At 40.7% G+C, this 15,099-nt stretch carries 10 protein-coding genes; 5 read left to right on the top strand and 5 right to left on the bottom strand.

Features of this window, described 5'->3' with window-relative positions:
* The first annotated feature begins 6 nt into the window (after positions 1 to 6).
* The gene (locus G3O08_RS03965; RefSeq protein ID WP_163283384.1) at positions 7 to 732 is read left to right on the top strand and encodes an FKBP-type peptidyl-prolyl cis-trans isomerase; all 726 of its coding nucleotides are present in this window, start codon (positions 7 to 9) and stop codon (positions 730 to 732) included.
* A 2-nt stretch (positions 733 to 734) separates the two neighbouring features.
* Positions 735 to 1,382: a KdsC family phosphatase gene (locus G3O08_RS03960; protein ID WP_163283383.1), complete on the top strand. Its 648-nt coding sequence runs from the start codon at positions 735 to 737 to the stop codon at positions 1,380 to 1,382.
* A 208-nt stretch (positions 1,383 to 1,590) separates the two neighbouring features.
* Here G3O08_RS03960 and G3O08_RS03955 read toward each other — a convergent pair whose 3' ends face one another.
* Together G3O08_RS03955 and G3O08_RS03950 are read right to left on the bottom strand one after the other, a co-directional pair.
* Positions 1,591 to 2,514, bottom strand: coding sequence for a coiled-coil domain-containing protein (locus G3O08_RS03955; RefSeq protein ID WP_163283382.1), 924 nt, complete (start codon positions 2,512 to 2,514; stop codon positions 1,591 to 1,593).
* A 14-nt stretch (positions 2,515 to 2,528) separates the two neighbouring features.
* Positions 2,529 to 3,152, bottom strand: a complete 624-nt coding sequence (locus tag G3O08_RS03950; RefSeq protein ID WP_163283381.1) for a thioredoxin family protein — start codon at positions 3,150 to 3,152, stop codon at positions 2,529 to 2,531.
* Positions 3,153 to 3,212: 60 nt separating this feature from the next.
* Between G3O08_RS03950 and G3O08_RS03945 the strand changes: the two genes are divergently transcribed.
* Entirely contained in the window at positions 3,213 to 4,031 is an 819-nt protein-coding gene (locus tag G3O08_RS03945; RefSeq protein ID WP_163283380.1) for an alpha/beta hydrolase, read from the top strand.
* 1 nt (position 4,032) lies between these two features.
* Here the strand turns inward: G3O08_RS03945 and G3O08_RS03940 are convergent, their stop codons facing one another.
* The 3 genes from G3O08_RS03940 to G3O08_RS03930 all read right to left on the bottom strand — a co-directional run bounded on the left by G3O08_RS03940 (position 4,033) and on the right by G3O08_RS03930 (position 10,971).
* On the bottom strand, positions 4,033 to 7,620 hold the full coding sequence (locus G3O08_RS03940) for an ABC transporter permease/M1 family aminopeptidase (protein WP_163283379.1): 3,588 nt from the start codon (positions 7,618 to 7,620) through the stop codon (positions 4,033 to 4,035).
* Between the two features lie 11 nt (positions 7,621 to 7,631).
* Positions 7,632 to 8,513 carry an ABC transporter ATP-binding protein gene (locus G3O08_RS03935; RefSeq protein ID WP_163283378.1) on the bottom strand — a complete coding sequence of 294 codons (882 nt, stop codon included), beginning with the start codon at positions 8,511 to 8,513 and terminating at the stop codon, positions 7,632 to 7,634.
* Positions 8,514 to 9,012: 499 nt separating this feature from the next.
* The gene (locus G3O08_RS03930; RefSeq protein ID WP_163283377.1) at positions 9,013 to 10,971 is read right to left on the bottom strand and encodes a T9SS type B sorting domain-containing protein; all 1,959 of its coding nucleotides are present in this window, start codon (positions 10,969 to 10,971) and stop codon (positions 9,013 to 9,015) included.
* Positions 10,972 to 11,077: 106 nt separating this feature from the next.
* Between G3O08_RS03930 and G3O08_RS03925 the strand changes: the two genes are divergently transcribed.
* Together G3O08_RS03925 and G3O08_RS03920 are read left to right on the top strand one after the other, a co-directional pair.
* Positions 11,078 to 12,052 carry a hypothetical protein gene (locus tag G3O08_RS03925; protein WP_163283376.1) on the top strand — a complete coding sequence of 325 codons (975 nt, stop codon included), beginning with the start codon at positions 11,078 to 11,080 and terminating at the stop codon, positions 12,050 to 12,052.
* Between the two features lie 69 nt (positions 12,053 to 12,121).
* Complete coding sequence (locus tag G3O08_RS03920) at positions 12,122 to 15,034, top strand: right-handed parallel beta-helix repeat-containing protein (protein ID WP_163283375.1); 2,913 nt, start codon at positions 12,122 to 12,124, stop codon at positions 15,032 to 15,034.
* Positions 15,035 to 15,099 lie beyond the last annotated feature (65 nt).

Here is a 15,099-nt window from a genome sequence, read left to right as displayed (position 1 = left end):
CAATCTATGAGAATTAATTTAAAATCGTTTGCTCTTTTTGCCGGTGTGCTTTGTCTTATGGCATCTGCTGCTTGTGCGCAGAAAGGATCGAAAAAAGGCCGAAATGGCAGTGAAATGAAAACCCAAATGGACTCTGTGTCTTATGCGCTGGGCGCCACAATGGGCTCTAATATCCGCACAACCGGAATTGAAGGTGTGGAAATTGACCTATTAATGGCCGGTATAGAAGATGCGTTGGAAGGCGACTCTACTATGAAAGTTACTGCCGATGAGGGCAACAAAGTACTTCAAGCTTTTATGGCCGATTTCCAAAAGAAACAAGCTGAAGAGTCGAAAGGTAATGCCAATGAGTACATGCAGAAAGCTGGTGCTGATGGCAAATTGCAGTCAACCGAAAGTGGAATTTTGTATGAGGTGGTAACGATGGGCGAAGGTCCAAAACCAGCTGCCACTGATAAAGTAAAAGTTCATTACGAAGGAAAAACTACTGAAGGAACCATCTTTGACAGCAGCTATGAGCGCGGTCAGCCTGCTGAGTTTCCACTTAATCGGGTTATTCCAGGATGGACTGAAATTCTTCAACAGATGCCGGTAGGTAGCACCTGGATTGCTACAATTCCACCGGCTTTGGCATATGGTGAGCGCGGAAGTCCGCCAAACATAGGGCCAAATGAGGTTTTGATTTTCAAAATTGAATTGCTTGAGATTCTTCCTCCGGCAGAGAAAAAGTAAGTATGCTTTTTGAGAATATTAATTTCCTTCTCCGCGAAAAGGGCGCACAGCCCCTTTCGGGAGAAGGATTTTTAGCTTTAGACCCCGATCATTTGTGGGAACTGGTAAGCCAGCTTGGCGTACCTTTTGAATTGCTCAATACAGTAAATCTCGCTGAGAGCAGAAAGGCGCTAAAAGAACGTGAAATTAAACTCGTAGTGCTCGATGTAGATGGCGTGTTTACCGATGGTGGAATGTTTTATTCTTCCGATGGTCAGGAGATTAAGAAATTTAATGTGAAGGACGGAATGGCCATTACACGCGCTATTGCAAAGGGAGTTGAATTTGGGATTATCAGCGCGGCTTCACGGTCGGAAGTCGTAAAGATAAGAGCAAAAATTCTCGGTATTCAGCATGTATATGTTGGCGGGCAGCCAAAAATCGAAGTGCTTGAGTCGTGGTTGTACAAATTTGGTTTTGGATTTGAAAACGTGGCGTATATCGGCGACGATATAAATGATGTAGCTATTCTGGAACGAGTTGGTGTAAGCGCAGCACCGGCAGATGCTGTGATGCAGGCGAAAATAGCTGCTAAAATAGTGCTTCAAAACAGAGGTGGAGAGGGATGTATTCGCGAGTTTATAGAAAACTATATTGTGGCAATAGATTAAATTTCGCTAAAATCTTTGCGGCATCTAAATACTAAAGTAACTTTGTAACCAGCAAGCATCATCTCAATAGGTCAACCGCCTCTCGACCGGATGGTGGTGTTTTGCTTCTTTTGACATTCATACCACTATTATATAAAAAATCCCCTTTCGGGGATTTTCGTTTTTAAGAGGGTTTTTTCAGCGCAGGTAAACTGTCTGGATAGACCTATTAAAGTTTGTCTAATACACTTTGTTTTTCTCTGATCTCCTGCTTTTTAGCCTCCAGCACATCATGTTTTTCATTGATTACCTTTTGTTGCTGCTCAAGCGTATTGTTTAGATTTTCGTAGGTAGTCTGGGCGGCAGATGCTTTCTTTTGCAAATCGGTTAGTTCTTTCTCAACGGCTTTTGAATTCATGGAATCGAGAATTGCCGACTTTTCTGCCACGTCTGTTTTTAACTTTTCCGATGCATTTGAAAGGAGTATTTCCCTGTCTTCGTGTTGAGCCAGATCTGTTTTAGCATCCCTCAAATTTGAATCTATTTTTGTCAAAGACTTGGTTTCTTTTGATAAGTCCTTCTGCGAATCATTAAGTTGCGCCTTATGAGAATCAAACCTTGAGGCATTAGCCAAAAGCAAAGAGTCTTGCGGTTCTTTGCTTTTTTGTGCCGTACGCATTCGTTTTTGCTCATCTGTGTCGTACGCAGATACTTTACTGTTTAAATCAGATACTGTGGCTTCTTTGGTACTTACAGATTTTGTTAAAACTTCGCTTTCGCGATCCAGTTCATTGATTTTGGACTTCAGCTTTTCTTTCGCTTTTGTGGTTTTAGACAAATCTTTTGCTGTGGTTTTCGATTCTTTCTTCAGTGCTTTCAGCTCTGCTTTTTTCTTGTCAAACTCAAAAGATTCAAACTCTGCCTTTTTCCTATCGCGCATGTCGGTAATGTTTTTGGCATCGCGCATCGCCTGCTCGGAATCAGGTCGTATTTTTGCCAGATCTTTTTCTAACTTGGCAATGTCTTTTTCTTGTTCTTTTACTACTTTTTCCAATCCTTTTATCTCGCTTTTAAGTACAGCGGGATCCGGTGTGTCTTGACCGTAAACGCCTAAGGTTAAAATAAGGGCGAAAAATAAGCTTAGTGTTTTCATGTGGTAGATTTAGGTTAAACAGGGGTAGTTTCTTTTATGGAATGAAAGATAGTAAAAAGTTCTGTTTCCAGAGATTTATTTTTGTCTTTCGCGTACCAGCCATGCATTGATTCTGCAAATTTTTCGTATGACAAATCTATAGGGGCATCTTTTTTAAATGCCATAACCTGCTCTTGAATAATGGCTGGGCGCGGCCCCCAGGAAGCAATTTCTTTTAAATCGTCAGCTTTAAAAATAACAGCTTTTGGAATAGAGCGAGCGCCTTTGGTCAAGTGATTATCCATAAAATCAAGGTTTTCGTCTCGCAATACAATACGTATTTCTACATTGGCGCAGGCCTTTGCAAGCAATGCGATGTAAGGAATGTTTTGCGCGGCATCACCACACCAGGCCTCTGCAACGACTACCCATTTCATATTAAAAGGCAAACTAGAAACAGTTTCTATCAGCTGATCTGATACATGAACTGTTTTATTTAAACGAGTCATTCGCTTGTAGTTCAGTTTTGTGAAATTTACAAGTACTTCACTTTGGTCAGGCCCGGTGGTAGCGTTTGTCTCTACTAATTTCCCAACCAGTTCAATATAAGTACCGTAACTTATAGAATTTGCAATTGCATTTAAATTCGTAGTTTTCATAAGTTTGTTTTTCTTTTATTGTGCGTTTATTCGTTTTACATTCACACCAGATTCAAGTGGATGAATAATATCATTAATATAGCACTAATAATTGTAGTCGTTTATATAGCGATATGCGCTTTTTACTTTATTTTTCAGGAGCGTTTTATTTTTGTGCCTTGGGGAAAAAAGCGCAGTGATGCCCCTATTTTATTAGGCTCCGAATTTACGGAGTATTTTCTTGATGGTGCTTATAATGGGCGCATCCACGCCATCCATATTAAAGTTAGGACTCCACGCGGAATTATCATTTATTTCCATGGAAATACGGGCAGCATGGATCGATGGGGAGCTATTGCCGAGGAGCTTACCTCGTTTGGCTTTGATATTTTCCTTCCCGATTATCGGGGGTATGGTAAGAGCCGCGGATCCAGAACGGAAGAAACGCTGTATAGCGATGCATTACTCTGCTATAAAAAGGTGCAGGAATTATATCCAGAAAAGCAAATTTGTATTTATGGCAGATCGCTCGGTACAGCCATGGCGTCGTGGCTTTCTGCATATACCCACCCGGGTGCTGTAGTGCTCGAAACACCTTTTAATAATATGATAGAAGTGGGTATGCACCACTCAAAGATTATCCCTGTAAAGTTATTCCTGCGTTATACGTTCAGAAATGATTTACATCTCAAGCAGGCAAAATCGCCGGTTTTGATTGCGCACGGCACAAAAGATAATGTCGTAAAATACAAATCAGGTTTGCGGCTCTATAAATCGCTCAAGGATCATGCACAAGCCGAAATGCTCACAATACCCGGCGGAAATCACGGAAATCTAAATGGTTTTCCGGTATTTCGCGATACCCTTAATCGTTTTTTCGACAAGCATTTCCCCAGGTAATTTATTCTTCCAGATCTATTGATTTCACATTATCATCTATTACCCGCTCTATAAACATGCGTCGTGGGTCTATAGCGGCTTTTGCCGGAAGGCTATCTGCAATAAGTGTAAAAGTAGATTGCTCATCAGTAATATTTACCCGTTTCCAGTTTTGCAGTTTTTCAGCGTCGCTATCTGAATAGAAACCGAGATCAACCCATTCGTTTAAGGGTTGTGGAGTTTCATTACCAATGGTGTCGGCGTACATTTTATGCGCTTCAATATCAAATGAAATATCATATTTTCCATCCGAACGTTTTTTCGCGGAAGCGCTCTTCAATCTAAAATCGTAGAGCGTGATTTCTTTAAACCAGTCTTTTATCAAGTATTGTAAACTATCAGGCACACGTGGCTCCAGATAATCTAGAAAATTGAGCGTAGTAGGGTAGGGCGGTTCGGCGTAAGCGTATTCTTTCAAGAAACTCTCTAGTGCCGCGTTAACACTGTCTTCGCCAATATAATCTTGCAAGGCATAAAGTATAACGCTTCCTTTTCCGTAATGAATATATTGCTGGTTTTCAACTTTGTAGAGCGGTAATTCCTTTTCTGCTTCAGACGAGCGGCCACGGAGATACCGGTTGTAATCGTATTTTAAAAAATTCTTCATTTTCATATCATCGCCATTGCTTTCCTGCTTCATTACCATAAGGCTGGAGTATTCAGAAAAGCTTTCGGTAAGCATGGTGGCACCTTGCATTAAGGCCGGAATTTCTTGGTGCGCCCACCATTGATGCGCCATTTCGTGCGCAATTACAGCTTCTACCACATTGTTGTCGGTTTCATCCTCTAAATTGGTTATAAATCCAAAGCTTTCTGCATAGGGCATCGTGCCGGGAAAAGCCTGTGCAAAATTGCTATACCTTGGGAATTCGAGAATGCGGGCTTGTTTGTGATAGTAGGGACCAAAATTTTCTTCGTAATAGGTGAGCGATTTACGCACCGCGTCAACCATTTTTGGAATGTTTACACCGTGCTTGGTATCGTAATATATCTCAATATCAATATCGTTGTGTTTCTCTCTGGCTACTTCATACCTTGCCGACATGAAGCTGTAGAAATTCTGTGATGGATGATCTACTTTGTACTGAAAATATTTGCGGTCGCCCTCTGTCCATTCTTTTATCAGCGAACCTGGCGCAACAGCCGTTTGATCATCTGAAGTAGAAATGGTTGTCTCTACATTAACCCAGTCCGACAATCCGTTTGATAGGTAATTTTTCATGCATTTATTGGTACAATTGGCTTCCAGTTCAGGCATGCGGCTTTTAATAGGCAATCCAAACTTCTTGCGATCGTTTTTATCGCTGATCTCAACGCTTTCCGAATAACCCATAGATGGCAATATTTCCATATTGTTTAGAAATGTTCCATTGCTCAAGATATTGGTATTGCCAATTCCATTTGTAAACCCTTTTGTAATGTAAGATGTTTCAATTTTTAGATCGATTGACTCGCCTGGATGAAGTGGATTTTTGAGCTTGTAGATTTGAAAATCTAATTCGGTATCATCAAGAACCAGTTCGCTATTGGGAATGGTGAGTCTTGGATTCCAGTCGGGATCTAAATTAAAGAATAGCGAGTCGATGGGTGCATCACCCTTGTTTATAAATCGCGCTTCGGCTTTTACGTATACATCCCGTTTTGACGGAAAAATATCGATAAAGTAGTTGATGTCGGTTAATACCGGAAGGAGCTGATTCTCGTATTTCTTATATGTTTCCTCATATTTTATAGACATTTGCTCTTGCGTATCCTGATTTGGATAATCATTTAGCATCTGGGTATTGTAAAAAATAAAGCCTGCCACGAGCAACCACGCTACTGCGAGAAAGGCAAAAGCATTACGGGTTTTCCCCGTAAAGTTGGCACGTGCAATACCCAACTTTTCGCGGAAGCCGCTTACCACACTTCTCGGCCAAAATAGGCCTGCAAAATAAATGAGAATGACAGACGTAAGAATCCAGTAAAGATCAAACCAGAGAGTGCCGACCATTCCGGGGCCGAATCCGCTCATATCTGAATAAAATATTCCCGGCGATGCTCCCGGGGCGAGCATATTTGACGACCATTCTAATACGCTTAAAACAATGCTCCAGGCAAAAATGACAAGAATACCTACAAAGTAGCCCACATAGGGATTGCCAACAAGGGTTTGAACGAAAACAAAGATGGCAGCAAAGACGATGTAACCGGGAAGCGAATCAACAAAAAAGTCGACAAGATATACATCGAGCTCAATATGGGTATAGCCTCTAAAAAGCTGTGAGAGAACACCCATAGCGATAAACACAAATTGAAGTAAAACCGCCACCGACACGAGTGAAGCAACTTTGGCGAAAGCCGAAACATGCGAATTATGCGGCGTGGAATTGATTACTTCCTGAATATTGCTGATGCGATCGCGCCAAACCAGCTCGCCGCTGAAAAATACGATAACAATGGTCATAAAAAGACCAGTAGAGCTTGCTATATCACTAATTACCCTGTAAGTAACCGGGTAAGATTGCAATCCAAAATATTCGTATCCGCCTACAAGGGATGCAAAGAGAAGAAGGATTCCAAAAATGGCCACAATTTTAAAGACCACACTTTTGGTGATGCTTAGGAGATTGGCGTGATAGAAACTCTTAAACTGTTTCCAGCCAATGCCTTCGCCAAAATTTTGAGAAACTGCCGGAATATGTGTTATCGGAGTGTATTCTTCTCGTACTTCTTTTCTGCGTCGCTTTCTGAATCTAAGTTTTTCTTTAAATGAAAAGCTGAAGTAAGAAATGATTGAAATAACAATTCCTACGCTAAGCCAGATTAACCGATTTTGAAGTAAAAGACCCTCAAACTGCGGACTTAGCGTGTTTTTCTCAATGGGTGTAAAATACCTCGAATACACATCGAAAGTACCTATTCCAAAAACATCTGTTAAAGCTGCAATACTTTCATTATCAATATCAGAGAGCAAAGTTCCCGAAACAAAATAGGCCACAAATATCGCCAAAGCACCTACAAATGAGATAATGGTACTCTTGAATTTTTGGGCGAGGAAGAAAATAATAGATCCTGCAAAAAACATATTGGGCAGGATGAAAATAAAGTAGTTGTTTACCAGCGTTTCGAAGTAGAATGGCCCTATTCTTTCGGGGTCAATCCATCCTGCCAAAGGTGCTATTACTGCACCCAGCCAGGCACCGGCAAAAATACCGAGCAATGGAATTGTGGATAGAATAAGTGCGCCAATAAATCGTCCCCAGAAATAGCCGCCTTTGCCAATAGGCAGGTGAAACATAATTTCGTTAAACTGACTGTTGTGATCGCGAAGGGCTGCATTATTAAAGAACGCCGCCGCAAAAAGAACTGCGAAAAGGCCAAGAATAAGTACAAAATTGGTGAGCGTATAAGGTGCATTTCGATACACATTTCCAATTGAGCCACCTATGGTAACATTGTCGCTTGCTACCGCACCAAAGGCCATAAGCGTAATAAGAAAGAAGAAAATATAGAGCATGGGACTGCGAAAGGCCGATCGCAACTCAAGTTTTAAGAATTCAAAAAACATACGGTTGGAGATTAGGCTTTAACAGCAGGGTTGATTTTGGTGAAGAAAACGTCTTCGAGATTTGGCTCTACGGGGTTAAATCCATCGCCGGGGTGATTATCGCTAAGAATGTGAATTTGGGGCTGACCGGCCACCATCTTATCAGAAATAACATGGTGCTGCGTTTTGTACACTTCCACTTCATCGCGTGTGATCGTTTTAACCCAAACTTTTCCTTTTAACTCATCGAGCACAGCTACAGGAGTGCCGGCGTAAACAATTTCTCCGTGGTTCATAATGGCCATATTTGAGCAGAGCTCGCGCACATCGTCCACTATATGCGTTGATAGAATGACTACAACATTTTCGCCCACATCGGCAAGCAGATTGTGGAAGCGGTTGCGCTCGCCCGGGTCGAGACCGGCGGTAGGTTCATCTACAATAATCAGTTGCGGATTTCCGATCAATGCCTGAGCAATACCCACGCGTTGCTTCATACCGCCCGAAAAACCTTTTACACTCTTATTGCGCTTGTCGTAGAGATTTACTTTTTGTAGCAAAAAATCAACAAGATCTTTCCGTTCTTTTTTATTTGAAACACCTTTTAGAATCGCTACGTGATCTAAAAGCTGTGCGGCCGTAATACGCGGATATACTCCAAACTCCTGCGGAAGATATCCCAAAACCTTTCTCAAATCTGTAGGATTATTCAAAATATCCAGATCATTTAAAAATGCCGACCCACTATCTGCTTCCTGCAAAGTAGCGAGTGTCCGCATCAGGCTTGATTTTCCGGCACCGTTAGGCCCAAGCAGGCCGAACATGCCATTTGAAATTTCGAGCGAAACATTGTCTAATGCTTTTACGCCGTTTGGATACGTCTTTGAGAGGTTTTGAATACTAAGCCTGGCCATAATGAAAGTTTAATTTTTTGGAAAAGTATAAAATACGACGGTAACCATGGCCAAAAAGTTACTGAATGATTTAAAACGGTTTGAGCGGTTGGTGGAGGAGATGTACGGAGTTTGGCTTTAAGTCATAAGGTATAAGCCATAAGCTATAGGCTATAAGCCATAAGCTGCAAGCTATAAGCCATAAGCTATAAGCCATAAGCTATAAGCCATAAGCCATAAGCTATAAGCCATAAGCTATAAGCCATAAGCTATAAGCCATAAGCTATAAGCTATAAGCTATAAGCCATAAGCATAAGCCATAAGCATAAGCCATAAGCTATAAGGATATGTGATTCTTCCCATCAAATTCTCACTCGCGACTATTTCCCCACGCAATTATTCCTTGCAGCTTGCAGCTTAAATCTTGTACCCCTCTTGAAGCTTACAGCTTAAAGCTTGCGGCTCACCTGAAGCTTGCAGCTTAAAGCTTGTAGCCCTCTAGAAGCTTACAGCTAAGGGCTTACGGCTTGCGGCTAACAACAACCTGCACCCCAAAATCCTTCACTTCTCCGCTATTGCCACGGGCGGTAATAATTACGGTGTAAATGCCGTCGGGGTATTGGTCGTCTGGGGTCCAGAGGGTTAGAGCCGGTGGAGGGTTTGTAGCTTCGCCGTTATGAAGGAGATTGCCCCAGCGGTTGCGTATTTCCCACTGCATAATGGCTACGCCACCGGTTTGCACCACGAGTGCATCGTTTCGGCCATCGTTGTTGGGCGTGATGATATTTGGAACAATCATTTTTAATCCTTCTGCTACCCGAATGGTGGCAAAGGCTGTATCAGCACAAGTCTCATCAATGCGGTAAGCTATAAGCGAGATGTTAAACGTACCGGTATCTGCAAAGGTATAGCCGGTATAATTTGGAGAAGTGCTAAAAGGCACACCATCTATAAGCCAGACATAACTTGTAGCATTGGTACTTTGGTTTTGAAAAACAATCTGCAGGGGCGAGTAGCCGGAATCAGGATTTGCCGTAAAGGCCGCCGTTTGAAACGGACTTAAATCAAGCACCACCGTACTGTCCCAACTACAGCCCAAGGCATCCTGCACTGAAAGCTCATAGCCGCCGGGGGCGAGATTCTCAAAAGTGGCATTGGTTTTTGTTTCTCCGTTTACGGTGTATTGAAACGGTGCTTTTCCATCCATGCCTCCAAAGATAATTTTGCCGGTATTGGCAGGGCAGGTGCTAGGTAGAATTTCCAAATTTTGAGGTCGCGGCACTTTACCAACGGTGAGAAAAACGGGAATGGTTTGTGCACAGGCACCATCTTCATCATCATTCCACATACGTACGCGGTACCAGCCACTACTATCTGCATTGCAAATGGGATTGGAAATGGAAGTATTGCTAAGCCCCGCGGCAGGAGTCCAGACGTAGTGGTCGTAGCCCGATATAGCGCTGAATTCTATGGCTTCTGTATAATCAGGTTGACCGGGGGTGGGAGATTGCAGCAAGCACTTAGAGTAGGATCGCAGCATTTCTCCGGTTGAAATAGGGCATGTCGGGGTGTAAGTGATGTTGAAAGAGGGGTGCGGATTCCACCCGCCATCAGGTTGAAAATGTATTCGGTAAAAATCTAAACCTTGAAACAAGATTGAGTAGTCCAAATACTCATTTATAATACAAACTCCATCTTGGCCGTTCATATTATTATTCGTAGAGTCACCATTTAATCCAGAAGCATTACCATTTTCGTAAAAAAAATGACCTTGTACACCACTAGCTGGTAAAGGGTTAATGGAATCCGGGCCGTTAATTGTTCCTATAATATTATCATTGAGGGTAATACCACTTTTATCAATTTCGAATTCTGAAAGTCGACTTGAGTGAATAGCAAAGAGTACGGGAGTCTCTAAATGATTCTTTGGAGTTTCGACTAAATAATGCTGTGCATTTACTTGACTTTGATCAGCTATATATATTCTTGTACACACATTTTCAGTAATTGTGGGAGATTCATACAGAATAACAATATAAATACCACACCAACTCCAATTAAGATGGTTTTCATAAAAGTTTTGAACGGGAAAATCTATAGATAAAATATTGTTATTGATGATCACAGAATTTGTAATATTGATCGCATGAGGTGCGAAATAATTAGTATGAGATTCGGGTTCGACTTGTTCCGGACCTGCTTGATTACCAGTATTCCAGTTAATTTCAGCACCGTTCACTATCATAGAATGGGCTTCAGGCCGACCATATCTATAAGTAAGTGCATACGCAGCACGTAAAGTGTAATTCTCTTCCCATTTTATCTCGCACGTATTATTCAACCCTGAGAAAATATTGTCCATTCCCCCGGTTGTAACTCCTCCTTTAAAACAATCTTCCATAAATAGGATTTGACCAAAACCATTTGTGGAAGTAATCATTTGAAATAGAAGTACTGCGAGTAATAAAAACTGTTTCAAAAGTGTTAATTAAAATGAATTGTTGAAAAAAATAATCGAGCAAATATAGTCATATTCCGTTTTTTTTTTATCACATTTAACACTTAATCACTAAAAACTATAAGTTATGAGCAAATTTACTAAATTAGGAATCGCTCTAGTATTCCTTTTAACAAATTACAATTTAATTGGTCAAAACCCGATTTGGACTTTGCCACCGAGCCAGTTTGAAGGTTCTAATTTCGGGATAAGTTCGTTACCTAGTGGAGGAGGCGGAGCGATGTATGCCGGCCAACCGGCCGACAACATGCACAGTTCTTATTCTGACCAAAATGGAAACCTTGTTTTGTTTACAGTCGATCACGAGGTTTACGATCGGCATGGATACCTTGTTGACGATATGCGAATAAATTATGAATCGAAAAAAGGACATAATGAGCGGATCATTCTGCCTATGGGAAATGATTGTAGCAAATACGCTATCATTTATCCTGCATCCCCAACTTCAAATGAGGCATATTCATCTAAACTTTATGGACGACGCTTGTATATGGCTGTATATGATTTAGATGCTGTAAATACTTCGAACCCTATGGCTACTGGCGCTCTGGAAGTTTATAATCCAAACTCATACGCAACTATAACAGATATTTCAAGAAGAGACGCATTGCTCTACGGATATCCAGCCGGAGGGACGTATAATATTTACCAATATACTTCCACAGGACAGCAGTTTTATCGCTCCAATATTCAAATAACAGCCACTGATTTGATTGATAACTGCTTTTATTACGTTTACGTTTTTGACGGTATGCACATTATAAGGTACAAACTTACCAGCGATGGTCTAGAATATGACAATTACGTATTTAAACTTGATCTGGCCGCTTTTGGTTCTGCTTTAAGAAGTGAAATGGAACTTATAAAACTTTCTAATGGAAATTATAGAATCGCTACTCCTGTAATGTTCGGAGGTTCAGGAGAACATGTTGGATTCGTTATAACCGAAATTGACGCTTCTACTGGCGATGTTATAACTAATTCTGTCCAAGTGGTTTCATTGGAGGATAATGGAAATGATGCATATCCTCACGGCGCATAATTTGACCCCACGGGTAGATATTTATACATTACTCATGTAGCAAATGCTGGTCTGCCAAATGCACTTGATGTGTATGATCTTAATACTTCAAGTTTTGTTGCGATTCCTACTTTAACCGGTATTGACAACTATAGACCATCATTTATTGAGCGCTTCGGCGATAAAATGTATTTGGCGTCAGATTCTTACATAGGTCAGTTATCTAATATTAGCAATCCAAGTAGTTTATCTTTCAATTCTACTTTCCTTTCTATTCCATCCGGCTATGGAAATGCCTATGGTGGACCAAGTACGCATTTCGATTTTCGCTACCTACTCCCTGATCAGGTAGATATGCCCTACTCAAATCTTGCTGAAATGAGTTGTGCATGTTGTGGCAGATATAACTCAGCAACAGACAAATATGAGGCGACAAATACAAGTTTTGTAACATGGTCACCGGGTACCAACCCATTTGGAAGTGTAAATGGTGATGTTTACATAAGTGATGAGTTGCGTATAAAAGCCGGTGCAAAGGTGATAATTAGTGGCATGAACTTCTATTTTGGCCAAGATGCACAAGTTGTAATAGAACGCGGTACAACTTCCGTTTCGGGTGGTTATTTAAGGTTGAGCAATGGAACTGTTTTCACCGCTGATAATAGATGTTCTACTTCTTCTATTGCGAGTTGTGGTACTACTGATAATTGTGATAAGGTACTCTGGCAAGGTGTACGTGTACAAGGCAACGACGCATTGCCCCAAACACTCAGTACTACAAGTAAACAAGGCCAATTTTACATGACAAATAATTCTATGATCGAATATGCCCAAATTGCTGTACTTGCTGGAGGGCCGTTAAATTATGGTGGTGGTTTAGTTCAAATTACAGATAGCCGTATTAAAGATAATTTAGCCGGAGTAATTTTTGATCCGTATACCCGTTACGAATCCGGTTCGATAGAAGGTTATAATCGAGGTTATATTTCTAAAACCCATTTTATGACTACAAGCGACTGGTATGGCGGCCCCTCTGTAAAACCTTTTGTGACAATAAACGAATCAAGTGGCATAAGATTGCTTGGAAATTTATACGAAAATCAAATACCTTCCCAATTCTCATTTACTCAGCAAGGAATGGGTGTGCAGTTTACTGATTCAAGAGTGAGTATAACCTCATCATGTTCGAACAATATTATTCCATGCCCGCCTCAGAATATTGTGAGATCACAATTTAAAGATCTTCATGTTGGAATTTATGGAACCAATACCGATAAGGTAACTCGAACGCTATATTGCCATTACAATGAATTTATCAATGATTACTTTGGTGTTCAGTTATCTGGTGTAGACTTTGCGGAGATACTAGACAATGAGTTCAGCATAAGACCAAGAGCAAGTGCTATTGGTTTATCTCTAAATGCCAGTACCGGTTACATGGTAGAGAACAATAATTTTTCAACCCATAACGGTGGCTTCAACTTTGGAAACTACGGGATTGTGATATATAATTCAGGGGAAACAGCTAATGAAATTTATCGTAATTATTTTACCGATTTATCTGCTGGAGGATATGTTGCTGGTATTAATACCGATTTGTCTAATGGACCATCCGGTTATGCTAATGGTTTAGAATGGATTTGCAATACCTTTGATTCAAACATTGCATACTTTGACATAGCGTTGGCGGGTAGTATGAGCGATGAACAAGGGGACTGTAACACTGAACCGGCAGGTAACATGTTTAGTCACACGAGTAACAGCATTCCAAGTCATTTTGATTTGTTTTCATATCCATCAGCTTTAAATCCCATCAAATATTATCACCATGACGTTACTGTTTCAGGTACAAACCCAAGAGTTGAACCTCTTAATTATTCACAAGATTTGGTCACACCTATCTATTATTATATTCCGGCAACATGTAACCAATATGGCTATGATAGTGGCAGCTGTAAGGTAAAGCATAGTGGTCTTCCTGGCGGCCTTAGTTATCCGCCCGGTTTAGGAAAAAACAACTCTGAAAATCAACTTTTGACTTATCAAAGCATTCAGGAAAATGCTATAACTCTTCAGAACCAAATTACGGAATTGAAAGCTCAAATTGATGGAGGTAATACAGATTTACTCATCAATTTAATTAATGGTGGTGGCTCTCTCGATGAAATTTCAGCATTACTTGCAGAAGCCAATGGAAATGTATCTTTGAGAGTCCAAAATGCATTATCAATTTCTGGTGATCTACAAATAAGTGGATTAGTTGATGAAGCCCAAAATGATGTGAGCCTTATTGAAAACGAGTTGGCCTCAGCTCAAGTCCTTTATAATTCACTCTGGAAAAACGCAGTAAGACAATACATGGCTGACACTGTGGGAACTCTCCTCAAAGATGAAATGGAATCTTTAATGATAGAATTTCAACCAGAAGGAATGCAACGTTTTGCATCTGTTCTTCTTTCAGAATCAGAACAAGGCTGGATTGCACCGGATGATATAAGCCAAGCTGTTGCAGACATTGATATTGAACTTCCTGCCCTTATAAACAATGCGCTACCGGAAAGTATTCCATCTTATTTTGAATCAGACTTTTTCGCATCAGCCGCAAATACCGATGCGTTAAATGATTGGTATTATGAAAACGGTGGTGTTTACTATAATTTTTTACCTGATAATCTATTGCCACCAATGATATACGCTGAAGGTAAAAGCAATAAAACGAATAAAGAATTGGTTGAAAACAACACGGGAAACAAATTGGTGGTTCAACCAAATCCCTTTAAAGCGTATACCACATTCGATTTATCTGCTTATCAATTTGAAGGTGAAAATAACCGTATAGAATTCTATGATCTTCTAGGTAAAAAGGTATTCGAAACGCCTATTGCTGAAAAGCAGGTGAACCTTATTGTGCAAAGTGCAGATTTACCAACGGGACTTGTTATCTATATGCTCTACATGAACAATACCGCAATTGAAACCGGTAAAATAATCAGGATGAAATAAAAACCATCGGTTACCAATATTACATTAAAAAAGCGCATCGGAGTGAAATCCGGTGCGCTTTTTTA

This window comes from Cryomorpha ignava, from assembly GCF_010686655.1.
In the GTDB taxonomy this organism is placed as follows: Bacteria; Bacteroidota; Bacteroidia; order Flavobacteriales_D; family Cryomorphaceae; genus Cryomorpha; species Cryomorpha ignava.
Note: the sequence above shows the minus strand (reverse complement) of the source record. Positions and strands in the feature narration are given on the sequence as shown.